Here is a 22432-nt window from a genome sequence, read left to right on the forward strand (position 1 = left end):
ATCTTAAATTATCTTTGTTTTCATATTTAACCAACCATGCAAAATTCAATATTTATAGTTTTAGGTCTCGTATTATTAATTGCCGGTGGAAATTGGCTGTTGAAGTCCGCTGTGGCCTTGTCTATGCGGTTGAACATTCCAAAAATAGTTATAGGAATGACCGTAGTGTCTTTTGCGACCTCTGCTCCAGAATTAATTGTGAGTATAAAATCCGCTCTGGAGGGCTTTCCTGATTTGGCTTTAGGAAACGTAGTGGGGTCCAATATTGCAAATATCGGTTTGGTATTGGGTATCACCGTTATTTTAGGAAGTATTGATGTAAACAAAAGTTTTTATACTACAGATTGGCCCGTGATGATGATTGCCTCTGCACTCTTTTTCGGTTTTATCTATTTTGATGGGGTTTTGGTTCGGTATGAAGGTTTGCTTATGGTAACATTTCTTTTTCTGTTTCTGGTCTATTTGCTCCGTTTTCAAAAACCTGCCGTGGTAGACGAACTTCCTGAAGATGATGAACCTCTTCCGTTGTACAAGACGGTACTCTTTCTTGGAATAGGAGGAGTGGCACTTTGGGGCGGTTCTGAATTGTTGATCAACGGCGCAGTGGGTTTAGCAACATTGTATGGGGTGAGCGAACGTGTAATTGGGGTTACAGTGGTATCCGTAGGTACAAGTATCCCTGAGTTGGCAGCTTCTATCATTGCTGTGATAAAGAAAGAAAAAGCAATTTCTCTAGGTAATCTTATAGGCTCAAATATTTTCAATATTTTGGCGGTTCTGGGCATTACTTCGATTATAACTCCCGTAAAGGTTTTGGACCAAGGTCTACTCCGGAATGATATTTTTTGGATGTTGGGGATATCCTTTATTATTCTGCCCTTGGTTTTCTTCCCTAAAGGTTTGCGATTGGGATGGCGCGATGGTATAATTCTTGTGGGCCTATATGTGACCTTTGTGTATTTTACCTTGGGATAAACCTCCAACTATGAGCTATCTTAAATGTTTGTTGATACTGTTGATCGGTTTTTCGACAATTACTTTGTATGCTCAAGAAGAGAACTTTCTTAGAGGTAGGGTTTATGAATCTACTTCAAATACTCCAATTGTCTACGCTACGGTTCGTATTAAAGGAAAAGCAAAAGGTGTAATTACCAATATGGATGGAGGTTTTCGCTTACCTAAGAAACTTTACCAAATGGGTGATACCATTCAGGTTTCAAGTATGGGGTATCAGTTAACGAACTTTCCGATATCAAAACTATCTCCTTCTGAAATTAACATTCTAAGGTTACCAACCACTCTTTTTTCATTGGATGAAGCTGTCGTAAGTGCTAAGCGTAAAAAAAGATTGACAGCTCGGCAAATTTTAAAAAGGGCTATCGATAATATAACGTTAAATTATCCAATGTTTTCATTTTCAACAAAGGGCTATTATAGAGAGTATCAAGTGGATAGTATCGGTTATATAAACTTGAATGAAGCTTTTGTTGAAGTTTTTGATATGGGCTTTCATAAAATAGATACAATTTCCACTAAAATTAGTATGTACGATTATGTTAGAAATACCGATTTTCCCAGAGATACGGTTTCAGATAACAGTTACAATTATGAGAAGGGAACAAAAGTTATAGATAAAGCATATCTCTCAGCCTACGGAGGTAATGAGTTTGCAATTTTAAGAATTCATAATGCTATCAGAAATTATAAACTAAGCAGCTATGATTTCATCAATTCATTAGCGGAAGGTGATGTAATTAAAAACCATTCTATAGAAAGGAAGTTGGATACTTACGCAGATGAAGAGAGACTATTTGCCATCCATTTGAAAAAGAAATTCCCAGGATATACTGCTAGTGGAATGTTTTATATTTCTCAACAAGACTATGCTATACACAAAATACACTATAGTCTCTATGATGATTATAAAAGAAATAGTGATAAGGAATTAAGGGATAAAGGAATTATAGGTAGTTTGATTTTTGAAGTAAATACGGAATACAGAAGGGGCCGAAATGATAAAATGTATTTAAATTTTAATGCTTTTAGAAACACTTTTCAATTAGCATTGCCACCAAAATTTATTGTTGACTCATTGCAAATAATGGATCAGAACAAGATTATGGTCTACTTCAACAATGATTTAGGAAAGGAATCCAAAGCTGATGATTTAAAAAATTATAAGTTTAGTTATCGAGGCGAAATAATAAAACCTACTAATGTAAAAGTTTATACAGATAGGTGCTTGCTTGAAGTAAAGGCCAGTGCTAAATTGTGGAATAATTTAACAAGGGAATTGAATACGCGGACAAATAAGAGAGTAAGTGCCGCGGATGTATTTTTAGTACAGATTGAAGATATTTTAGATAATGAGGGCAATATTTTAAATGAATATGTATTTAAGGATTACACTCAGTTTAGAGAGTTTTTTACACAAGAGATTGGTGCGGTATCAAGAATTCCTGTCGATAGCCTACTAATGGACATGAGAAGGCCAATTTTTGATAACCAACCCGTTAACAGGCCCGATAATTATAAAAGTTATTGGATGAACACTCCTTTCAAACCTTTGGAGGAAAATTCACTTAAGAAATAAAAAACGCCCTGAACAAATCAGGGCGTTTTTACGTATTATGTCAACAATTAATCTTTTCGATTATACGTCAGCAGACTTTACAGTCTTAACAATTCTACCGGCAATTTTGTATGGGTCACCATTAGAAGCTGGTCTTCTATCTTCCAACCAACCTTTCCAGCCGCTTTCTACCGTTGCGATAGGAATACGGATTGATGCTCCACGGTCAGAAATACCGTATGAGAAATCATTGATAGAAGCTGTTTCATGAAGACCGGTCAAACGCTGATCATTGAACTCACCATATACAGCGATATGTTCTTTAACAACTGGTCTAAATGCTTCACATATTTTCTCGTAAGTTTCTTTAGAACCGGCAGTTCTTAAAGTGCTGTTTGAGAAGTTGGCGTGCATACCAGAACCGTTCCAGTCCATATCCTTACCTAATGGTTTTGGGTGGTACTCAATATAGTAACCATATTGCTCAGTCAATCTATCTAACATATAACGAGCAACCCAAAGTTCATCGCCTGCTTTTTTGGCGCCTTTTGCAAACAATTGGAATTCCCATTGTCCACAAGCAACCTCTTGATTGATACCTTCAAAGTTGATACCCGCAGCTATACACATATCTGCATGTTCTTCAACAATATGGCGACCATGAGTATTTTTTCCTCCTACGGAGCAGTAGTACATACCTTGAGGAGCAGGATAGCCACCTCTTGGGAAACCTAATGGAAGGTCGGTAACGGTATCCATGATAAAATATTCCTGCTCGAAACCGAACCAGAAATCATTGTCATCATCATCAATAGTAGCTCTACCATTAGAAGGGTGTGGAGTTCCGTCGGCATTAAGTACCTCTGTCATGACTAAGAAACCATCTTTTCTCACCGGATCTGGGAAAATAGCAACTGGCTTCAATAGACAATCTGAAGAACCACCTTCGGCCTGTTTGGTTGAACTTCCGTCAAAAGACCACATTGGGCAGTCTTCCAAGGTTCCACCAAAATCATTTACTACTTTGGTTTTGCTTCTCATGTTCTGCGTGGGGAAGTATCCATCTAACCAGATATACTCCAATTTTGTTTTGCTCATAATCTTTGGAAGTTAAATTTTTTAATTTTCAGACTAACAAAAATAGATTTTTTGAAGACATATCCTATTTTTACAGGGGGTAAATATCTAAAAATTGAATAAAATTTATGATACCCCTTTTTTGTGAGGGGTATTTTAAATTATATGGATTATAAGCCCTTTTTATTATTAAATCCTTAATTGGTAATTTTGCGCACTTATTAAATAATACCTTATGTCTAGATTGCGATTTGATGCTATTTTGGAAAGTCAAAAAAGAACCCCTTTAGCGGTAGAAGATGCTGGTAGGCGGTCAGAAATTTTTGCATCCAACGTCTTTAATGATGAGCGCATGCTCCAGTATCTTACCAAAGATGCATTGGATAGTGTGCGAAATGCTATTTTCTCCGGTTCGAAAATAAATAGAAAAATAGCGGATCAAGTTGCCGAAGCTATGAAGGGGTGGGCCATAACAATGGGTGCCACCCACTACACCCATTGGTTTCAGCCTTTAACGGGAGCTACCGCGGAAAAGCACGATGCTTTTTTTGATCTGTTGGATGATGGTAGGGCTTTGGAGAAATTTGGAGGGGCGCAATTGGTACAACAAGAACCGGATGCTTCAAGCTTTCCCAGTGGAGGAATCAGAAATACGTTCGAAGCAAGAGGCTATACGGCGTGGGATCCTACCAGTCCGGCTTTTGTCTATGGAACTACACTTTGTATTCCTACTGTTTTTGTCTCGTATACGGGAGAGGCCTTGGATAATAAAACTCCGTTGTTAAGGGCATTGAACGCCATTGATGAAGCGGCTACAGGCGTTGCAAAGTATTTTGACAAAAATGTGGTGAAGGTGAGCGCTACCTTAGGGTGGGAGCAAGAATATTTTCTCATTGATAGGGCTTTGGCCAATTCAAGAACAGATATTAGTCTCACCGGTCGTACCTTAATAGGTAATGCTGCCGCAAAAGGTCAGCAGTTAGATGATCATTATTTTGGGGTTATACCCAATAGGGCCATTGCTTTTATGAAGGAATTGGAGCGGGAGTGCTTGGTGTTGGGTATTCCAGTAAAAACAAGGCATAATGAGGTGGCCCCTAATCAGTTTGAGCTTGCGCCTGTTTTTGAAGAAGCTAATCTTGCCGTAGATCATAACCTATTATTAATGGACGTGATGGATAAGGTGGCTGCCAAGCATAACTTTAAGGTGTTGTTTCACGAAAAACCATTTGAAGGAATCAACGGTTCCGGTAAGCATAATAATTGGTCCTTGACTACGGATACCGGTGTTAATCTACTAAGTCCTGGCTCCACTCCAATGAAGAACCTACAATTCTTGACCTTTTTTGTAAACACCATAAAGGCGGTGGATAATTATGAGGAATTGTTAAGGTCTTCTATAGCTTCGGCCAGTAACGATCATCGCTTAGGGGCCAATGAGGCCCCACCGGCTATTATTTCCATTTTTATCGGCACACAACTAGGCAATGTCCTTGATGAATTGGAAGGTGTTACCAAAGGTAAATTGTCCCCGGAAGAAAAAACGGAGCTTAAATTGAACGTAGTAGGGAAAATTCCAGAGATTTTACTGGATAATACGGATCGTAACAGAACATCTCCCTTTGCGTTCACCGGAAATAAATTTGAAATGCGAGGTGTGGGTTCCAAGACCAATTGTGCCAAGCCCATGACTATTTTGAATACGATTGTAGCCAAGCAACTCCGTGATTTTAAAAAGGAAGTAGATGCTCTTATCGATAAGAAAAGTCTAAAAAAAGACGAGGCCGTTTTTAATGTTCTTAGGGAATATATTAAAACTTCCAAACGTATTCGTTTTGATGGAGATGGCTATAGCATGGATTGGGAAAAGGAGGCTAAAAGAAGAAAGCTCAGCAACAATAAAAATACGCCAGATGCATTAAAGGTGCTTACTTCAGCTGATAGCATTAGCCTGTTTCAAGCAACTGGGGTTTTAAGTGAAACTGAAATTAAAGCTAGACAGGAGGTAGAATTGGAAGCTTATATAATGCACGTGCAAATAGAAGGAAGGGTGCTCATAGATATGGTTTATAACCAGGTCATTCCCACGGCAGTTGAATATCAAAGTAGGCTTATCAAGAATGTTTTGGGTTTAAAGGAAATCTATGGTGCGGCCCATAAAGGACTTTCCGATACCACCGCAAGTATTATCGAAAATATTGGTGAGAATATGGCCGAGCTAAAGAAAAAAACCGATGCTATGAGAGCCGCCATTACGCGTGCCGATAAACAAGCGGATACCCATAAAAAAGCATCCACTTACTGTGATAGTGTCTTCCCGTATTTTTTAGAAATACGCGGGCATTGTGATAACTTGGAGCAATTGGTAGATGATCAATTATGGCCTTTAACAAAATACCGAGAGCTCCTCTTCATTAAGTAGGTATTTAGATTTTAATGAAAATTCGGTTTAGAACTAAACTTTAAGGGTTATTTAAGGTTTATGAAGTGAATACCTTATTTTTGCCGCAAACCAAAAGTTGAAAATGAGTTCGTCCGCAAGTGAAAGATATAGCCAGAGAGGTGTCTCGGCTTCCAAAGAAGATGTGCATAACGCCATAAAAAATATAGACAAAGGCCTTTTTCCTAAAGCTTTTTGCAAAATAGTGCCCGACTATTTAACGAACGATGAGGATTATTGTTTGGTTATGCATGCTGATGGTGCAGGAACTAAATCTTCTCTTGCTTATATGTACTGGAAAGAGACTGGTGATGTATCCGTTTGGAAAGGCATAGCGCAAGATGCCTTGGTCATGAACATAGATGATTTGATCTGTGTGGGTGCTACGGATAATATTATGCTTTCATCTACTGTAGGGCGAAATAAAAATTTGATTCCTGGGGAGGTAATTTCCGCTATTATCAATGGAACCGAAGAGTTGATAGATGATTTAAAAAATCATGGAATGACCATACATTCCACAGGCGGGGAAACGGCCGATGTTGGAGATTTGGTACGGACAATTATTGTAGATTCTACCGTTACCGCTAGGATGAAGCGTAGTGATGTGATTGATAATGCCAATATCAGGGAAGGAGATGTTATTGTTGGATTGGCCTCTTTTGGTAGGGCAGATTATGAAACGGAATACAATGGAGGTATGGGTAGTAACGGTCTTACCTCTGCCAGACACGATGTTTTCTCCAAATATCTGGCCAAAAAATACCCGGAAAGTTATGATGCCTCGGTTCCCGAAGAATTGGTGTATTCCGGAGGTGTGCAATTAACGGATGCCGTTGACGGTGTGGAACTGGACGCGGGTAAGCTGGTGCTTTCACCTACACGTACATATGCACCCATCGTAAAAAAAGTACTTCAGCAATTTGGTTCCAATGAAATTCATGGAATGGTACACTGTAGCGGGGGAGCACAGACGAAAATTCTTCATTTCTTGGGAGATGGTCTTCATGTGATAAAGGATAACCTATTTGAGGTTCCGCCTTTGTTTAAAATGATTCAGGAACAATCCAAAACGGATTGGAAGGAGATGTATCAAGTTTTTAATTGCGGTCATCGTCTTGAAATTTACACAAGTCCTGAAAATGCTGAAAATATTATAGGTATTTCTAAAAGTTTTGGGGTAGAGGCTCAGGTAGTTGGAAGAGTAGAAGCAGGGGATAAAAAGCAATTGACCATTTCCAGTCCCTACGGCCAGTTTGTTTACTAGAGCATACGATTACCGCCATATTCCCGTTTTCCTTGTATAAAGCATTGTTTTGTATGGAAAGAAAACAGTTTCTAAGGAGCATCGGTTCGGCTGCGGCTTTTGCGGTTATTTTTCCCTGCGTTCAGGGGTGTTCCAGTGATGAAGGAGGGGAAACTCAACCGGAGGAAGGTAACTTGGAGGTTCCGGAAGGGGTAGACTTCATTTTAGATTTACAAGCTTCTGAAAATGCGGCTTTGGCCAATAGCGGAGGATATGTCCTTAAAGATAAGGTTGTAGTTGCTCGTAATTTAGAGGGGGAATATGTTGCTGCGAGTCAGGTATGTAGCCATCAAGGTTATGATGAGGTACGTTTTGTTTCTCAAAATGGCGGTATTTTTTACTGCGATGTGCATGGTTCCCAATTTGAGCAAGATGGGTCTCCTATAAACCAAGTTGATAGTAGTACACCTAAACCCTTGAAGATTTTTCAAACTGCATTGGAGGGAAGCACTCTTCGCGTCTTTGAATAATTTGGCATGATTTTGACTATTAGGTAAATCATGAATCGCATTTTTACCATTTTCACTTTTTTGGTTTCCACTCTTGTCTTTTCGCAAGAATGGCAACCTACTTTTGAAAAAAGCTTTGAATTGGCTACTAAAAAAAGTGTGCCCCTAATGTTGGTTTTTGCAGGATCGGATTGGTGTGCACCCTGTATTAAACTCGACCGTCAAATATGGCAATCACAGGAATTTATAGACTACTCCAACAATAATTTGGTTTTATATAAAGCTGACTTTCCCAGGAAGAAAGTAAACAGACTAACTAAGGAAATTGAGCAGAAGAATGAAGAACTGGCAGAAAGATTTAATCCCAGAGGCTTTTTCCCGTTGGTAGTTCTTATAGATAATGAGGGTAATTCACTTGGGGAACTCGGGTACAAAAATGTATCACCTCAAGAATATATTTCCGATATTAAGAAATTGCATTAATGAAAACTTGGTTATCATTCATATTACTTTTTCTAACCTTATCCCTAGGGGCTCAAAGCAATAAATTGGTTACGGTTCATAAGGCAATGGAGCTTATGGGGAGTAGGTTTGATATTACGGTAGTGGCTTCAAGTGAAGATGTTGGGTTGATCAATATTGATGAGGCCGCTGCGGAAATAGAAAGGGTCGAGGCGCTTATTTCTTCATGGAATCCTGATTCCGAAACTTCTTTCATCAATCAAAATGCAGGTATAAAACCCGTAAAAGTAAGTCAGGAATTATTTTCATTGATAGAAAGAGCTGTGCAGGTATCGCAATTAACGGAGGGTGCTTTTGATATTACCTATGCTTCTTTGGACAACATCTGGAAGTTTGATGGCACCATGAAAGAAATGCCCTCCCCGGACTTGGTCAAGAATTCCATTTCAAATGTTGGTTACCAACATATTCTATTAGACGCCAGACAACAGACCGTATTTCTCGCTAAAAAGGGAATGAGAATTTCTTTTGGTGCTATTGGCAAAGGATATGCCGCGGATAAGGCTAAGGAGTTATTGGTGTCCAAGCAGGTGGTGGGTGGTATTATTAACGCTGCCGGAGACCTTACTACTTGGGGAACCAAGGCGAACGGGGAAAAATGGTTGATAGGAATAGCCAACCCCTTAAGTGCCGAAAGAATTTTTTCTTGGCTACCGGTGGTGGAATCCTCCGTAGCCACCTCCGGAAACTACGAGAAACACTTTGTACATGAAGGTGTTAAATATAGCCACATAATTGACCCAAGGTCCGGATATCCTACTTCAGGGGTAAACAGTGTTACTGTTTTTGCTAAAACAGCAGAAATGAGTGATGCCTTGGCTACCGCTATCTATATTTTAGGCAAGGATGAAGGCTTGGAGCTGATTAGTCAGCTTGGTGGTATTGAAGTGGTTTTGATCGATAGTGAGAACAGGGTTTACCAAAGTAGCGGTATTCTTTTGGAAAAGACTCCTTAAAATAGAGCCGTGCGATTATCTCTCTATGAGCTACTGATGAGTTTTTTCTCAAAGTTTCAAATAATCTTGGTTCGTAAATATGCTGCTAAAATTTGCGCAAATTTATCGTAAATTCGCAGTCCAACTGTGGCAAGCATATGATAGATAAATTAAATATTGTTAAGCAGCGTTTTGATGAGGTGTCGGACCTAATAATACAGCCTGATATTATTGCGGATCAAAAACGCTATGTAGAACTCACCAAGGAATACTCAGACCTTAAGGAGCTGGTGGCCAAGCGAGATGAATACGTTGCCATTACCAGCAATATTGAGGAAGCCGAAGAAATTATTTCTGATGGCAGCGATGCAGAAATGTTGGAAATGGCCAAGATGCAGTTGGAGGAGGCCAAGAGCAAACTTCCACAATTGGAAGAGGAAATTAAGTTTCTTTTAATACCTAAGGACCCAGAAGATGCAAAAGATGTAGTTGTGGAAATCAGGGCTGGTACCGGAGGTGATGAGGCCAGTATTTTTGCAGGGGACCTCTTTAGGATGTATACCAAATATTGTGAATCCAAAGGTTGGAAAACCAATGTTATAGATCTAAGTGAAGGTACGAGTGGTGGGTACAAGGAAATTCAGTTTGAAGTTACCGGGCAAGATGTATATGGTACCCTAAAATTTGAAGCTGGTGTACACCGTGTGCAACGTGTTCCGCAGACGGAAACCCAAGGCAGGGTACACACTAGTGCTGCAACTGTAATGGTACTTCCTGAGGCAGAGGATTTTGATGTTCAAATAGATCCGAAGGATGTCCGAATTGATTATTTCTGTTCATCTGGGCCGGGTGGTCAATCCGTGAACACTACCTATTCTGCTGTACGCTTAACCCACGTCCCTACCGGGTTGGTAGCACAATGCCAAGACCAAAAGTCGCAGCATAAGAACAAAGAAAAAGCCTTTAGGGTTTTGCGTTCCCGTTTATATGACCTTGAATTGGCCAAAAAACAGGAGGAAGATGCCGCTAAAAGGAACTCGCAAGTGAGTAGTGGTGACCGTTCTGCAAAAATTAGGACATATAACTATCCTCAAGGAAGGGTTACCGATCATCGAATTGGTTTAACCCTATATGACCTACAGAATATTATTGACGGAGATATCCAAAAAATAATAGACGAGCTTAGTTTGGTAGAAAATACCGAAAAGTTAAGGGAGGCATCTGAGACTTTTTAACATTCAATTTTACTTCAGCAATTCAAAAAAAAATAGGTTTTGACTACCCAACAGCTTGTAGAACAGATTAGAAAGAAGAGGTCTTTCCTTTGTATAGGATTGGATACCGATCTAGAAAAAATCCCATCACACTTGTTAGGGGAAGAAGACCCAATTTTTGAGTTCAACAAGGCAATAATAGATGCTACCCATCAACTTTGCGTAGCATATAAGCCTAATATCGCCTTCTATGAAGCTTATGGTATAAAAGGTTGGAAGTCATTGGAGCGAACCATTGATTATCTAAACAAAAACCATTCTGAAATTTTCACTATAGCAGATGCCAAAAGAGGGGATATTGGTAATACCTCTACCAGATATGCCAAGGCTTTTTTTGAAGAGCTGAATTTTGATAGTATTACCATTGCACCTTATATGGGTAAGGATTCCGTAGAGCCCTTTTTAGCGTTTCAAGGAAAGCATACCATACTTTTGGCGCTTACTTCAAATGCAGGGGCTTTTGATTATCAAACTCAACTTATTGATGGTACGGAATTGTACAAGCAAGTACTGAAAACCTCTAAGACGTACGAGAACTCCAAAAACCTAATGTATGTAGTTGGCGCAACTAAGGCCGAATATCTTTCGGCAATAAGGGAGATAATACCGGATAATTTTCTTTTGGTTCCTGGTGTGGGTGCGCAAGGTGGTAGTTTGGAAGAGGTTTGCCGTTATGGGTTGACCAAAGACGTGGGCCTACTTGTCAATTCTTCTCGAGGAATTATCTACGCTTCGAATAGTGCAAATTTCGCCACGGCCGCAAAAATAGAAGCGGAAAAACTACAAAACCAGATGGCTGAGTTGCTTGGATAGCAATTGATGCTATTTTACCATATTTTCCAACAACTTCTGAATTTTCTGAGCCTTTTGCTCAAAAAACTCTATTAGCTTGGCATCGGTGTATTCCAAATTACTAGCCTTCTCCATGAAGTTTTGATATTGGTACTCCAATAAATTAATAACGTTTCTGTTAGCCTCAATGGGAGTTACCTGTCCTACTTTACAATATTGATTTTCCATAATTCAATCAGATTCTCTCAAATATACGGTGGAATTTTAGCTTTGGACTTTGCAAATCGTCATCTGGATTAAAAATTTAGTTTAATTGACTAAAATTTAACACACTTCTAATGTGTACATGATCATAATTAGTTCGTTTTGTTGAAAACCTCATAATTCTTCAAATTTTAAAGTCGATTTACTTTCTCAATTCTACAATAATATGTAGGCTAAATACAGGAAAAGTATAATTGGATTCCTTTAAATATTCTCTGTTCATAAAAATTGATAAGCTAAACGCCTTGTTATCAAAGTTTTTAATACATTGCAAGGTTCCCAAATGGGAAATACAACGAGAACGCTGTTGCTTAATTACACTACATATTTACATTCAGATTCTTCTGTTTGGGTCACCTTTGTACATGGTGCAGGTGGCAGTTCCTCTATTTGGTTTAAACAAGTACGGGAATTTAGGAAACAGTTTAACGTTCTATTACTTGATTTAAGGGGTCATGGTAAATCCAAACCTGCATTAAAAGACGCTTTTGACGATAAGTATACCTTTGATTATGTTACAGATGATATAATTGAAGTTATTGATTATTTAAAGATTGAACGGTCCCATTTTATTGGTATCTCTTTGGGTACTGTACTCATTAGAAATTTGGCCGAGAAGCACCCTAAAAGGGTGGTAAGTATGGTTATGGGTGGAGCCATAATTAGATTGGACATGAGGTTTAGGTTGTTAATGGTCTTTGGTAACATGTTTAAATCCCTGGTACCTTATATTTGGTTGTATCGCATGTTTACTTTCGTGATTATGCCGGATAGCAATCACAAAGAATCAAGATTGCTTTTTGTGAGGGAGGCCAAAAAACTATATCAAAAGGAGTTTTTGAGATGGTATAAAATGGGGTCACAAATAAGTACTCTTTTACGAATGTTTCGCGGTGCTGACATTAAAATCCCTACTTTGTACGTAATGGGAGGGGAGGATTACCTGTTTTTGCCTTCCGTGAAAAAGATGGTTCATAGACAATCAACTGCAAGTTTGCTTACCATTGAAAATTGTGGGCACGTAGTGAATGTGGAACAGCCAAGTATGTTTAATCAATTTGTGATTTCATACATAAGGGATTTCAATTATTAAACTTTTAGTATATTTTCTATATAAAAAAACCGGTGATAACACCGGTTTTAAAACTAACTAACTCAAAAAATTTTCAAACTCGAAATAAATCAAACTACTAGATTTATATAATTCTAACGGGTTACATATCAATATATTATAATTTATTGCGGAAAAGTTTCAAGATTCCTAATCCTGTAGTTTGAAGACCCTTTGTAAAAGGTCCGATGTTCTTGCCGAAACATTATTTCTTATTTCTTTTTCTTCCACTGCAATCATTGTGTAAACCCCCGTTAATGCCTCATTGGTAACATAATCTGTTAAATCTGGATTTACCTTTTTAGTTAGTGGAATGCTATTATATCTGGATATGAGGTTGGACCAAATTTGGTCTGCACCTACCTTTTCAAATGACTTTTTGATGACAGGATTGAATTTGGCATACAATTCTGTTTTCGTAGCACTAGTTAAATATTGGGTAGCAGCATCATCTGACCCTAGGAGGATACTCTTGGCATCATTGAAAGTAATTCCCTTTACTGCGTTTACAAAAATAGGAGTGGCTTCTCCTACGGCATCCTCCGCCGCCCTGTTTAAAATCTTTAAACCTTCATCAGCTAAATTATCAAGGCCTATATCACGAAGGGTTTTATCTACTTTTTGTAGCTCTTCAGGTAAAACAATTTTTACGAGTTCATTCTTAAAAAAGCCGTTTTCTTGGGTAAGCTTACTTACCTGCTTGTCTATGCCTTTATCCAAGGCTTCGCGAAGCCCTTGAGCAATTTGTGCGGTGCCTAAAGGTGTTTCCCCTTGGGGTAGTTGATTGACAACCTGTTGAAGTTCATTACAAGAAAAAAGGCTTATGCCCAAAAAACAGATGAATATCTTCTTGATCATAGCTAAATAATTTGTTGCTAGGTTTACTTTAAATGAGGTTTTATTTACAAAGTAAACGGGTGCAAATCCAAAATAATATAGCTGTCGAGAATTTTATGAAAAGATTACGGTTTTATTGTTGTATACCATGGTTTTGCGCTGCACGTGCAATTTTACGGCTCTTGAAAGTACAATTTTTTCCAAATCCCGTCCTTTGGCAATAAAATCCTTTATGCTGTGGGAATGTGAAACTGCAGTCACATCCTGTTCAATGATTGGGCCTGCATCAAGTTCTTCAGTTACATAATGGCTGGTAGCACCAATAATTTTAACTCCCCTTTTAAATGCTGCGTGATACGGTTTGGCCCCAGCAAAGGCCGGAAGAAAAGAGTGGTGAATATTGATGATCTTATTGGTGTAAACATCAATAATTTTTGGGCTAACAATTTGCATATACCTAGCCAATACAATAAAATCTACTTTTTCTTCTTTAAGCAGCTGTAATTGTAGATTCTCGGCCTTTTCCTTTGAATCCTTGGTAACGGGGATATGATGGTAGGGTATGCTAAATTGATCGGCAATATACTTAAGATCTGAATGGTTGCTAATGATAAAGGGAATATCAACTTCCAGTTCCTCTGAATGAAATCTACTTAAAAGGTCATAAAGACAATGGTTATACTTTGATACAAATAACGCCATCCTTGGTTTTGGAACAGCTTGATGAATACTCCACTGCATCTCATATTTATCGGCTAGTTCTGTTTGGAAGCCTTTAGAGAAATCGTCTTGGAAGAAGCTGTAAGCGTCAAATTCACTTTCTAATCGCATGAAGAAAACATTGGCTTCCTTATCTACGTGCTGGTCCAGATAAATGACATTTCCTCCTGCCTTATGTATGTATCCCGTAACGGCATTGATAATTCCGGATTGATCAGGACAGTTTATTAAAATTGTAGTCTTCAAAAAAATTCTTTTAAAGACTAAAAATAGGATTTTCGGATTATAATTTCGGAAAATAATGTTGAAAACAACAACTTTGAGGGCAAGTGTACATTTTTGTTAGGAATTGTCGTTGTCCCTAAAAGACTTTCTCCAAGCTCTAAAAGATTTTCTAAAGGAAATAACTTCTTGTCTAAGTAAATTAAGGTATTCTTTTTCCTTAACTCCGTCCATTTCCAGTCCGTTGCAGTAAGATATAATGTTCCTGATCATAACATTGATGAAAGCTGCGCTTCTTACCTTTTCTGAGTGGCATCCTTTTGTTTCTGCAAGGGCAATTTTTTGATGAATGAGATTGGAATCCGTAAGAATGGAATCTGCAATAATATCCCGCAAGCTATTGGATTGATACAGCTTGAGCAAATCTTTGTTGAAAGTAACAAAAGAGGCAATTTCCCTGCTTATCTTGCAGAGTTCCAGTGCCTTTATGTATACGGGCAACGTACCCAATTTATCGTAGGACATTTTCTTTTCTAGCAATTGATTACTATAAAATTACTGCCGGTTTGGTATATTTGCCTTTAGTTTCATTGGCTAAATTGTTAATTAGCTTTAGAAAATAAATTAATTTTTATTTATGGTTTCGAATATAAATATCGATGATTTAAACTGGAAAATCCTTCAGTGTCTACAAGATAATGCACGCGAAAGTTTCGCCAATATTGGCCGCATGGTGGGGTTGACACCACCCGCGGTGGCCGAACGTGTAAAAAAAATGGAAGACCTTGGGATTATTGAAGGATACCGTACCAAAGTTTCTCATGCAATGACCGGGCACCAATTAAGGGCCATCATTACTTTAAGGGCGTTTATGGGAAAATTGAAACCCTTTTTAGAGTTGGTAAAGACATTTAATGAGGTGGTAAACTGTTACCGGATTACCGGAAACGAAAATATTGTGATGGAAGTGGTTCTAAAAGATCAATTTCATTTAGAAAAGTTTATTGATAAACTCATTCAATATGGGGAAACAAGAACCCACATTATCCTTTCAAATGTGGTCTCCAATGCTCCCATGAAAAAGCAATAGTCAAAACAGCTTAAAAAAATGAGGTTTTTCTTATCTCCTAAAAACTGCTTATTGTTATTTTTAGTTTATGGATTGGAATAAAATAGACGAATATCTACAGTTGGCAACAGACAAGGTTGTTTTTTACCTTCCTAGGATTTTATTGGCAGTCATCATTTTCTGGGTAGGTTTTAAACTGGTCCAAAAACTGGTGGAACTACTTAAAAAAGGGTTGGAGAAAACCGGTTTCTCTGAAACCTTACGTCCGTTTTTGGCCTCTACAGTAGGTGCCGTACTCAAGGGAGCGGTCCTTTTTATTATTGCCACCGTTCTTGGTGCGGATTTAACAGGGTTGTTTGCGATTCTGGCGGCTGCGGCCTTTGCCATAGGTATGGCCTTGCAAGGAAGTTTGGGAAATTTTGCGTCCGGAATTCTTATTTTGACGTTAAAACCTTTTAAGGTCGGGGACTGGATACAGGTAGACGATAAGTTTGGTAGGGTGACGGAAATTGGCATATTCAGTACTGATGTACTTACGCCGGGAAACAAAATATTAATTATACCAAATTCCATGATTACAGAATCTGTGGTAACCAACTTTACGGAGAAGGGTATGATTCGTCTAGAGCTGGAAGTGACTATGCCATATGAAGAGAGTTTTCCAAAGGTAGAACGCATTTTGTGTACGGCCCTAAAGGATGTTCAACATATTTTGGACGAGCCAAAACCCGAAGTAGGTATTCTAAATTTTGATTCACACAATGTTCAACTCACTGTTAGACCCTATGTAAAACCGGATAATTTTTGGGAAGTGACCTTCAATGCACATAAAGCGATTAAAAACGCCTTTCATAGTCACAACATAAAGGTGGCCTACTCAGAAGGGGTAGAAATAGGAAAGATTGGAGAATGATTTCTGGACAATGGAAATATTATTCTTAGGAATTTGGCTAGATTTTTGATGAATCAAAAGAATATGAAAAAACTATTACTCGTTTGGGCCCTCATCTTCGGTTTTGTTGGAAGTGCCCAACAAATTGTACTAAAAAAAGGAGCCATTTTAGACTCCCTTGCTGTTAGGGATACCGTTTCGGAGACATTTTCACTCTACTTACCTACCAATTTTGAAACTGACAAGGTTTGGCCAGTAATCTTTGTTTTTGATATGGACGGAAAGGGAAAGCAGGCCTTGAGTATGTTCAAACAATCTGCGGAAGAACTGGGCTTTTTATTGGCGGCTTCCAACAATTTAAGCGATACCCTTTCGCTTTCCAAGAATATTTTAATAACTAGACGCTTAATTAATGCAGTGGTTTCCATTTTTCCTGTTCATAAGAATAGGATTTATGCAGGTGGTTTCTCAAAAGGAGCCAAATTCGCCACCATCGTTCCAACTTTTCTACAACCAGTAAATGGTGTTGTTTCCTGTGGTGCCACTATTGCCAATACCGAAGTTTTGACCAGTAAAAACCCTTTCCATTTAGTGGGTATTGTAGGAACTTCAGATTATAATTATCCTGATATATTGGCAATGGAAAGTACTTTGAACCGGCTGCGAGTGCCCAATCAGCTTCTAATTTTTGATGGAGGTCATGAATGGCCATCATCAGACTTTATTTCCAAGGCAATGAAGATTCTGGATTTAGGGGCCATGGCAAAAGGTAAAATGGATATGGACTCTATGTTTGTAGCAACTAATTATAGGGACGATTTGGCGAGGGTAAGTAGATTGCTAAGTGCGAACAAACCTTTACAGGCAAATCATTATTTGGATGAAATGATGGAAATTTATCGCCCATTTCGGTCAACTGATTCCATAAAGGACAGTGGTAAGGTAATACGGAAAACAAGTAGATTTAAAACTCAGAACAGGACTCAAAATAATCTTTTTTTAAAGGAGCAATTCTCTAAAGAAGACTATGCGTATTATATGGAAGAAGATTTACTAACCTATAATTACAATAATTTGGGCTGGTGGAAGTATCAAATGGAAGAATTGGCAAAGTTTAAAAAGAACCCGGATATATTGACCCAGCAAATGGGAAATAGACTGGATGGTTACGTAAATGCCTTATTAGAAGATAATCTGGAAATGTTGGCAGATGAGGAGACTAAAGATTGGGAAGGGCTCAATTTTCTTTACATGCTACAAACCATTCTAGAACCTAATAATGAGGATGCTTACTTGAATGTCATATCCCTAAGCTCAAAATTAGATGATTTTGGGGCGGCTCTTTTTTATTTGGAAGAATTGTTGAAAACGGGGTATAAGGACCAAAATAAATTGTATTCCTTGGAGCATACAGCGCTTTTAAGAATCACCCCGGAATTTAATGAAACAGTAGAAAAATACCTGAAGAATGCTCGTTATGAAGTGCTTCCTGATTAGTTTTAGTGAGTTCTCTATTCTCATTTCGGTCGGGGTACATCACATTTTTTTTCTCTTGTTTCCTAACGTCTTGGTAAACTCTGTTTGAGTCCTTAAATCATAGGTTTAGGAATCCTTCGTTTGTATGGATGCTGGGCAGGCTGTGGTTTAGAAATGCTATATGTCGTATTTTTGAATTCAAATATAAAGCCCTCTACATGAAGTATATTTTATTGTTTTCTATCCTAATCATTTTTTCTTGTAAACCCGAGAAAAAATACCATGATGAGCAAGAGCAAAAATCCGAATTGGTTGCTTCCAACGGTCTAAAGCAAATTTTGGAGTTTCAAGAGGAATTGAATGAGGAGTTTAAGAATCCAGAAGAATCCCCTTTACCGGATAGGTATAGAAAGGACTTTGAAAGTTTGGACTTTTTTCCTGCGGATACCAATTATGTGGTTAAGGCGAAATTTGTAAGAACCCCAGATGCTTTGCCCTTTATGATGCCTACCACAACAGATAGGGAAACCAAGGAAGTGGTATACGGTATTGCCCATTTTGAACTTAATGGGCAAAAATGGCAATTAGAAATCTATCAAAATGAGGAACTGATGCTTGAGGAAGGTTATGAAGATTATCTCTTTTTGCCTTTTACAGACCTTACCAATGGAAAAGAAACGTACGCTGGAGGAAGGTACATTGATTTAAGAATATCCAATTCCGATTCGATTATAATCGATTTTAACCGGGCTTACAATCCTTATTGTGCCTATAACAAAAAATTTTCGTGCCCCATTGTGCCTAGTGTAAATGATTTGGCTGTAAGGGTAGAGGCAGGGGTCAAGGATTTCAAACCCGCATCAAATTAAAAATCCCATCCGAGAAATTGGATGGGATTTTTGTACAACTTAAAACTATAAACACTCAATCAATATAATTCAGCTTAGAAAGAATAGATGGCAGCCAATACAAAGGAAGTCAAACCTCCCATAGGTACGCCATCAGAATCTATAAATACTTCTTCGGAAGCACTATCCAATCTCAATTCTGGTTTGATCATTAAATCTCCAATAGTAGCGCTACCAGTTAGGGTCAAAGCAAATACACTGGCATCGCCATCTGCATCTGTACCACCAACGGCACCAAAGAAATCAGTTTCGGCAAAATATTCACCTCTAAGTCCAATGGAGAAGTTATCTGAAGTAGCCAACTGTGGATAAACTGCCACACCTGCAAAACTACCAACACCGTCTTCTTCATCACCGTCAAAATAAGCGGCGTTCAATCCAAGGAAGAAAGTATCCGAAAGATCAAAACCACCCGTGAAATCTACTTCATAAGAGCCGTTGTCTATCAAAAGGTTCAAATATTGTCCGCTATAACCCAATTGAGCACCCCAAGCATATTGACCGGTTGGGTTAAATTCAGTTAAGTCAGTTGGGTTCATTACAGCCAACATTAAGCTGAAATCATCAGATAGTGCAAAGTCAGCTTTTAAACCAGTATGCGAGAAAGGTCCGTATGAGAAAAGGTAAGAAGTACTGTAGTTAAAGTTGGATACAGGGGAGATTACCTCGTAACCCAAGAACGTGTTGAAGTTACCAAAAGTAAGGGTTACAGCATCGGAAACGTTCCAATATGCATATAATTGGTTAACAATGTTCCCGGTAGCGGAGTACATTGGCGATGCAAAGATGGCATCGGTACCTCTAGGGCCAAAAACCAAATCCGCCACAAAACCTACTTTTTCGCCTTCATAGGCACCAATTACATTGGCCATACCCAAGGCAAAGCCCGGAAGGTTGGCAAAAGATGAACCAGGAGCTTGGGCATCCGCTCCGTTTGGAGCATTTAAATTTGCTCTATAATAGGCATCTATAGACCCGCTAAAGGAAAATTTAGAGCCTTCTTCCTCGTCCTCTTGTGCTATAACTACTGTTGCAGAAGAAAAAAGAACTGCGAACAAGAAAAGATTTTTTAAGAACTTTGTATTGATAATTGCTTTCATATGTTTCAATTTTAGTTTTCCCTGTGTTTGGGAAGATTTTGAGTTTTTAGACCCGGGTAATCATTTATAAGGGTCTTATTTGTTGAGAGTAATTTTTGAACGGAGCGTTTGGCAGAACGCTCCGTTCTACATTATATGAGTTAGTCGTTAGTGAAATCTGGGTAGGCATCCATTCCGTGCTCATGAAGATCAAGTCCTTCAACTTCTTCTTCTTTAGAAACCCTAAGGCCCATGATGGCTTTAAGCGCTCCAAGAATGATGAAAGAACATACTACACAGAAAACACCTACTATAAGTACACCGTATAATTGGGTCATGAACTGACCTGCACCCGCTTTGTCTCCAAAAAGACCAACGGCCAAAGTACCCCAGATACCTGTGATCAAGTGAACGGTAACGGCACCAACGGGATCGTCCAATTTAAGTTTATCAATAAAGGCAACACCTAATACAATAATCAAACCTGCCAAGAAACCAATGATTACCGCTTCGTTTGGAGACATTAGGTCTGCACCGGCAGTGATACCTACCAATCCACCAAGAATACCGTTCAAGAACATAGTAAGGTCCATGTTTTTGTACATTATAGTAGAAAGGATGAAGGCACCTACACCACCGGCTGCGGCAGCCAAACTAGTTGTAACCAATACTAAGGAGGTTAATTCTGGATCTGCAGAAAGTACAGAGCCACCGTTGAATCCAAACCATCCTAACCAAAGAATCAATACACCGGCGGTAGCCAATGGAATGTTATGACCTGGAATGGCTTTAGGTTTTCCGTCTTCATCAAACTTTCCGATTCTAGAACCTAATAAGAAGATAGCTACCAATGCGGCCCATCCACCTACGGAGTGAACCAAAGTAGATCCGGCGAAATCATAGAATCCCCAAGAATCCAAGAATCCACCACCCCATTTCCAAGCGCCTACTATAGGGTAAACAAGACCTACGTAAACTACGGTGAAAATCATGAAGGAACCAATTTTGATACGTTCGGCTACAGCACCGGATACAATAGTAGCTGCTGTGGCTGCGAACATTCCTTGAAAAAGGAAATCTGTCCACCATGTGTAACCTCCGTCTGCGTAATCAGGTGTCATACCACCTTCTGGAGCTGCGATACCCCATCCGGCGAAGCCGAAAATTCCTGAAGAACCTTCTTCAAAACCAGGGTACATCATATTAAAGCCCCATGCGTAGTAAAGTAAAAGTCCAACAGTAATAATGAATATATTCTTAAAAAGAATATTGATCGTATTTTTTTGTCTTGTCAAGCCAATTTCCAAAAAGGCGAAACCTGTATGCATGAAGAATACCAATGCGGTAGCCAACATCATCCATACGTTATTTGCTGTAAATAATCCTGCGTCCATTTCTTAAAGTTTTAGTGGGTTGGTAATTAGTTGATTCCGGCCTGTCCAGATTCTTTAGTTCTAATACGGTAAGCATCAATTACCTCTGAAACGAAGATCTTACCATCTCCTACATTACCTGTGTAGGCGACCTCTAGAAGTTTATTTACGGTCCTTTCTAAAAATTCATCGGACACCACAATGGATAAATATCTACGTTGTATGTCACTGGTACTATAAGAGATGCCTCTGTAGACATGCCCTTGTTTTTCATTTCCAACTCCTGTTACATCCCAGTAAGTGAAGAAGTTGACCTCGATTTCATGAAGAGCTTTCTTGACTTCATCAAACTTGGATTTCCTGATAACTGCCTCGATTTGTTTCATAATTTGATTATTGAATTCGAACCAAATATATGTTAAAAACATTAACACCATAAAAAAATGGGGGTGTGACATGTCATTTTTGTAATTATAATAATTATACCCCCCAAAAATTTGGGGGTGTATAATTTAAAAGTCCAAATTATTGAAATATGATTCGTTGTGATTTTAAAAAATCCGTAGAAAAAGGAAAAATGTAGGATGTTCTGGGGTAAACCCTAAAAAATAGGTAGAGTTACCCTAGGTTTATTGAATTTTCGTTAAATAAATCGCGAATGTTAATGAATTGTTATGATTATAACAATTTAGAAGCCCAAAGACCCAAAGCTATAGCACAGATACCTATAATGATGCTGGAAAAGGTGTAGAGTAAAAAATGAAGGATATCTCCATTGGTAAGAAGGGAGTGTTTTTCAAAGGCAAAAGAGGAAAAAGTAGTGAAGCCTCCGCAAAACCCGGTTGCCAGAAGTAGTGTTTGATTTTCAGTAAGAACATTTCCTTTAGCAGACATACCTAATATAAACCCAATTAAAAGGCATCCTAAAATATTGGCCAAAAATGTACCTAAAAAGAAATGTGTGAAATAACCATTAAGTGTTTTGGAAAAGGCATAGCGCAAAAGACTGCCCATACCACCTCCTAGAAAAACAACTAATAACTGTTTCATAAATGCAAAGTAAGAAATGCTTTGAATTTACGAACAGATAAACTCTAAAAATTAATGGTAAATA

The 22432-nt window shown here is 38.5% G+C and carries 23 protein-coding genes; 14 read left to right on the forward strand and 9 right to left on the reverse strand.

The window, feature by feature from the left end:
• The first annotated feature begins 36 nt into the window (after positions 1–36).
• A complete protein-coding gene (locus BIZ36_RS06930) occupies positions 37–975 on the forward strand; it encodes a calcium/sodium antiporter (RefSeq protein WP_187457148.1) in 939 nt (312 codons plus the stop codon).
• 10 nt (positions 976–985) lie between these two features.
• On the forward strand, positions 986–2593 hold the full coding sequence (locus BIZ36_RS06935; protein WP_187457149.1) for a carboxypeptidase-like regulatory domain-containing protein: 1608 nt from the start codon (positions 986–988) through the stop codon (positions 2591–2593).
• Between the two features lie 60 nt (positions 2594–2653).
• Here BIZ36_RS06935 and BIZ36_RS06940 read toward each other — a convergent pair whose 3' ends face one another.
• Entirely contained in the window at positions 2654–3670 is a 1017-nt protein-coding gene (locus BIZ36_RS06940) for a glutamine synthetase beta-grasp domain-containing protein (protein ID WP_187457150.1), read from the reverse strand.
• 214 nt (positions 3671–3884) lie between these two features.
• Here BIZ36_RS06940 and BIZ36_RS06945 point away from each other — a divergent pair, with 214 nt between their 5' ends.
• The 7 genes from BIZ36_RS06945 to pyrF all read left to right on the forward strand — a co-directional run bounded on the left by BIZ36_RS06945 (position 3885) and on the right by pyrF (position 11388).
• A complete protein-coding gene (locus tag BIZ36_RS06945; protein ID WP_187457151.1) occupies positions 3885–6071 on the forward strand; it encodes a glutamine synthetase III family protein in 2187 nt (728 codons plus the stop codon).
• Positions 6072–6174: 103 nt separating this feature from the next.
• Positions 6175–7356 (forward strand): AIR synthase related protein, encoded by a 1182-nt coding sequence (locus BIZ36_RS06950; protein ID WP_187457152.1) that lies wholly within the window; start codon positions 6175–6177, stop codon positions 7354–7356.
• A gap of 53 nt (positions 7357–7409) precedes the next feature.
• A complete protein-coding gene (locus tag BIZ36_RS06955) occupies positions 7410–7865 on the forward strand; it encodes a QcrA and Rieske domain-containing protein (RefSeq protein ID WP_187457153.1) in 456 nt (151 codons plus the stop codon).
• Between the two features lie 30 nt (positions 7866–7895).
• Positions 7896–8327 carry a thioredoxin family protein gene (locus tag BIZ36_RS06960; protein ID WP_187457154.1) on the forward strand — a complete coding sequence of 144 codons (432 nt, stop codon included), beginning with the start codon at positions 7896–7898 and terminating at the stop codon, positions 8325–8327.
• A complete protein-coding gene (locus BIZ36_RS06965; protein WP_187457155.1) occupies positions 8327–9322 on the forward strand; it encodes an FAD:protein FMN transferase in 996 nt (331 codons plus the stop codon). Before BIZ36_RS06960 ends, BIZ36_RS06965 begins: the two co-directional genes overlap by 1 nt.
• Before the next feature lie 137 nt (positions 9323–9459).
• Positions 9460–10536 (forward strand): peptide chain release factor 1, encoded by a 1077-nt coding sequence (prfA, locus tag BIZ36_RS06970; RefSeq protein WP_187457156.1) that lies wholly within the window; start codon positions 9460–9462, stop codon positions 10534–10536.
• A 39-nt stretch (positions 10537–10575) separates the two neighbouring features.
• Positions 10576–11388, forward strand: a complete 813-nt coding sequence (gene pyrF, locus BIZ36_RS06975) for an orotidine-5'-phosphate decarboxylase (RefSeq protein WP_187457157.1) — start codon at positions 10576–10578, stop codon at positions 11386–11388.
• Between the two features lie 9 nt (positions 11389–11397).
• On the opposite strand, the gene BIZ36_RS06980 is transcribed toward pyrF, so the two are convergent.
• On the reverse strand, positions 11398–11595 hold the full coding sequence (locus BIZ36_RS06980) for a hypothetical protein (RefSeq protein WP_187457158.1): 198 nt from the start codon (positions 11593–11595) through the stop codon (positions 11398–11400).
• Between the two features lie 319 nt (positions 11596–11914).
• On the opposite strand from BIZ36_RS06980, the gene BIZ36_RS06985 reads away from it, so the two are divergent.
• Complete coding sequence (locus BIZ36_RS06985; RefSeq protein WP_222937290.1) at positions 11915–12724, forward strand: alpha/beta fold hydrolase; 810 nt, start codon at positions 11915–11917, stop codon at positions 12722–12724.
• A gap of 168 nt (positions 12725–12892) precedes the next feature.
• On the opposite strand, the gene BIZ36_RS06990 is transcribed toward BIZ36_RS06985, so the two are convergent.
• The 3 genes from BIZ36_RS06990 to BIZ36_RS07000 form a co-directional block, all read right to left on the reverse strand.
• The gene (locus BIZ36_RS06990) at positions 12893–13600 is read right to left on the reverse strand and encodes a DUF4197 domain-containing protein (protein ID WP_187457159.1); all 708 of its coding nucleotides are present in this window, start codon (positions 13598–13600) and stop codon (positions 12893–12895) included.
• A gap of 93 nt (positions 13601–13693) precedes the next feature.
• Positions 13694–14545 (reverse strand): formyltetrahydrofolate deformylase, encoded by an 852-nt coding sequence (gene purU, locus BIZ36_RS06995; RefSeq protein WP_187457160.1) that lies wholly within the window; start codon positions 14543–14545, stop codon positions 13694–13696.
• A 96-nt stretch (positions 14546–14641) separates the two neighbouring features.
• A complete protein-coding gene (locus tag BIZ36_RS07000) occupies positions 14642–15046 on the reverse strand; it encodes a hypothetical protein (protein WP_187457161.1) in 405 nt (134 codons plus the stop codon).
• Between the two features lie 112 nt (positions 15047–15158).
• On the opposite strand from BIZ36_RS07000, the gene BIZ36_RS07005 reads away from it, so the two are divergent.
• From BIZ36_RS07005 to BIZ36_RS07020, 4 genes are all read left to right on the forward strand, one after another.
• On the forward strand, positions 15159–15611 hold the full coding sequence (locus BIZ36_RS07005) for an Lrp/AsnC family transcriptional regulator (protein WP_187457162.1): 453 nt from the start codon (positions 15159–15161) through the stop codon (positions 15609–15611).
• Positions 15612–15678: 67 nt separating this feature from the next.
• Positions 15679–16503, forward strand: coding sequence for a mechanosensitive ion channel family protein (locus BIZ36_RS07010; RefSeq protein ID WP_187457163.1), 825 nt, complete (start codon positions 15679–15681; stop codon positions 16501–16503).
• A gap of 63 nt (positions 16504–16566) precedes the next feature.
• Positions 16567–17979 (forward strand): alpha/beta hydrolase family protein, encoded by a 1413-nt coding sequence (locus BIZ36_RS07015; RefSeq protein ID WP_187457164.1) that lies wholly within the window; start codon positions 16567–16569, stop codon positions 17977–17979.
• Positions 17980–18176: 197 nt separating this feature from the next.
• Positions 18177–18827, forward strand: a complete 651-nt coding sequence (locus BIZ36_RS07020; RefSeq protein WP_187457165.1) for a DUF1684 domain-containing protein — start codon at positions 18177–18179, stop codon at positions 18825–18827.
• A 74-nt stretch (positions 18828–18901) separates the two neighbouring features.
• Here the strand turns inward: BIZ36_RS07020 and BIZ36_RS07025 are convergent, their stop codons facing one another.
• The 4 genes from BIZ36_RS07025 to crcB form a co-directional block, all read right to left on the reverse strand.
• Positions 18902–19966, reverse strand: coding sequence for a porin (locus tag BIZ36_RS07025; protein WP_187457166.1), 1065 nt, complete (start codon positions 19964–19966; stop codon positions 18902–18904).
• 140 nt (positions 19967–20106) lie between these two features.
• A complete protein-coding gene (locus tag BIZ36_RS07030; RefSeq protein WP_187457167.1) occupies positions 20107–21339 on the reverse strand; it encodes an ammonium transporter in 1233 nt (410 codons plus the stop codon).
• A 26-nt stretch (positions 21340–21365) separates the two neighbouring features.
• On the reverse strand, positions 21366–21704 hold the full coding sequence (locus BIZ36_RS07035; protein WP_187457168.1) for a P-II family nitrogen regulator: 339 nt from the start codon (positions 21702–21704) through the stop codon (positions 21366–21368).
• A 292-nt stretch (positions 21705–21996) separates the two neighbouring features.
• The gene (gene crcB / locus BIZ36_RS07040) at positions 21997–22368 is read right to left on the reverse strand and encodes a fluoride efflux transporter CrcB (protein WP_187457169.1); all 372 of its coding nucleotides are present in this window, start codon (positions 22366–22368) and stop codon (positions 21997–21999) included.
• Positions 22369–22432 lie beyond the last annotated feature (64 nt).

Origin of the sequence: Cytophaga sp. FL35, from assembly GCF_014349235.1 — a bacterium.
GTDB lineage: Bacteria > Bacteroidota > Bacteroidia > Flavobacteriales > Flavobacteriaceae > Euzebyella.

Bases quoted from the DNA above. Each gene is read 5' to 3' on its own strand.
- BIZ36_RS06930 (WP_187457148.1), top strand. From the start codon at position 37: ATGCAAAATTCAATATTTATAGTTTTAGGTCTCGTATTATTAATTGCC.
- BIZ36_RS06935 (WP_187457149.1), top strand. From the start codon at position 986: ATGAGCTATCTTAAATGTTTGTTGATACTGTTGATCGGTTTTTCGACA.
- BIZ36_RS06940 (WP_187457150.1), bottom strand. From the start codon at position 3,670: ATGAGCAAAACAAAATTGGAGTATATCTGGTTAGATGGATACTTCCCC.
- BIZ36_RS06945 (WP_187457151.1), top strand. From the start codon at position 3,885: ATGTCTAGATTGCGATTTGATGCTATTTTGGAAAGTCAAAAAAGAACC.
- BIZ36_RS06950 (WP_187457152.1), top strand. From the start codon at position 6,175: ATGAGTTCGTCCGCAAGTGAAAGATATAGCCAGAGAGGTGTCTCGGCT.
- BIZ36_RS06955 (WP_187457153.1), top strand. From the start codon at position 7,410: ATGGAAAGAAAACAGTTTCTAAGGAGCATCGGTTCGGCTGCGGCTTTT.
- BIZ36_RS06960 (WP_187457154.1), top strand. From the start codon at position 7,896: ATGAATCGCATTTTTACCATTTTCACTTTTTTGGTTTCCACTCTTGTC.
- BIZ36_RS06965 (WP_187457155.1), top strand. From the start codon at position 8,327: ATGAAAACTTGGTTATCATTCATATTACTTTTTCTAACCTTATCCCTA.
- prfA (WP_187457156.1), top strand. From the start codon at position 9,460: ATGATAGATAAATTAAATATTGTTAAGCAGCGTTTTGATGAGGTGTCG.
- BIZ36_RS06980 (WP_187457158.1), bottom strand. From the start codon at position 11,595: ATGGAAAATCAATATTGTAAAGTAGGACAGGTAACTCCCATTGAGGCT.
- BIZ36_RS06985 (WP_222937290.1), top strand. From the start codon at position 11,915: ATGGGAAATACAACGAGAACGCTGTTGCTTAATTACACTACATATTTA.
- BIZ36_RS06990 (WP_187457159.1), bottom strand. From the start codon at position 13,600: ATGATCAAGAAGATATTCATCTGTTTTTTGGGCATAAGCCTTTTTTCT.
- BIZ36_RS07000 (WP_187457161.1), bottom strand. From the start codon at position 15,046: ATGTCCTACGATAAATTGGGTACGTTGCCCGTATACATAAAGGCACTG.
- BIZ36_RS07005 (WP_187457162.1), top strand. From the start codon at position 15,159: ATGGTTTCGAATATAAATATCGATGATTTAAACTGGAAAATCCTTCAG.
- BIZ36_RS07010 (WP_187457163.1), top strand. From the start codon at position 15,679: ATGGATTGGAATAAAATAGACGAATATCTACAGTTGGCAACAGACAAG.
- BIZ36_RS07015 (WP_187457164.1), top strand. From the start codon at position 16,567: ATGAAAAAACTATTACTCGTTTGGGCCCTCATCTTCGGTTTTGTTGGA.
- BIZ36_RS07020 (WP_187457165.1), top strand. From the start codon at position 18,177: ATGAAGTATATTTTATTGTTTTCTATCCTAATCATTTTTTCTTGTAAA.
- BIZ36_RS07025 (WP_187457166.1), bottom strand. From the start codon at position 19,966: ATGAAAGCAATTATCAATACAAAGTTCTTAAAAAATCTTTTCTTGTTC.
- BIZ36_RS07030 (WP_187457167.1), bottom strand. From the start codon at position 21,339: ATGGACGCAGGATTATTTACAGCAAATAACGTATGGATGATGTTGGCT.
- BIZ36_RS07035 (WP_187457168.1), bottom strand. From the start codon at position 21,704: ATGAAACAAATCGAGGCAGTTATCAGGAAATCCAAGTTTGATGAAGTC.
- crcB (WP_187457169.1), bottom strand. From the start codon at position 22,368: ATGAAACAGTTATTAGTTGTTTTTCTAGGAGGTGGTATGGGCAGTCTT.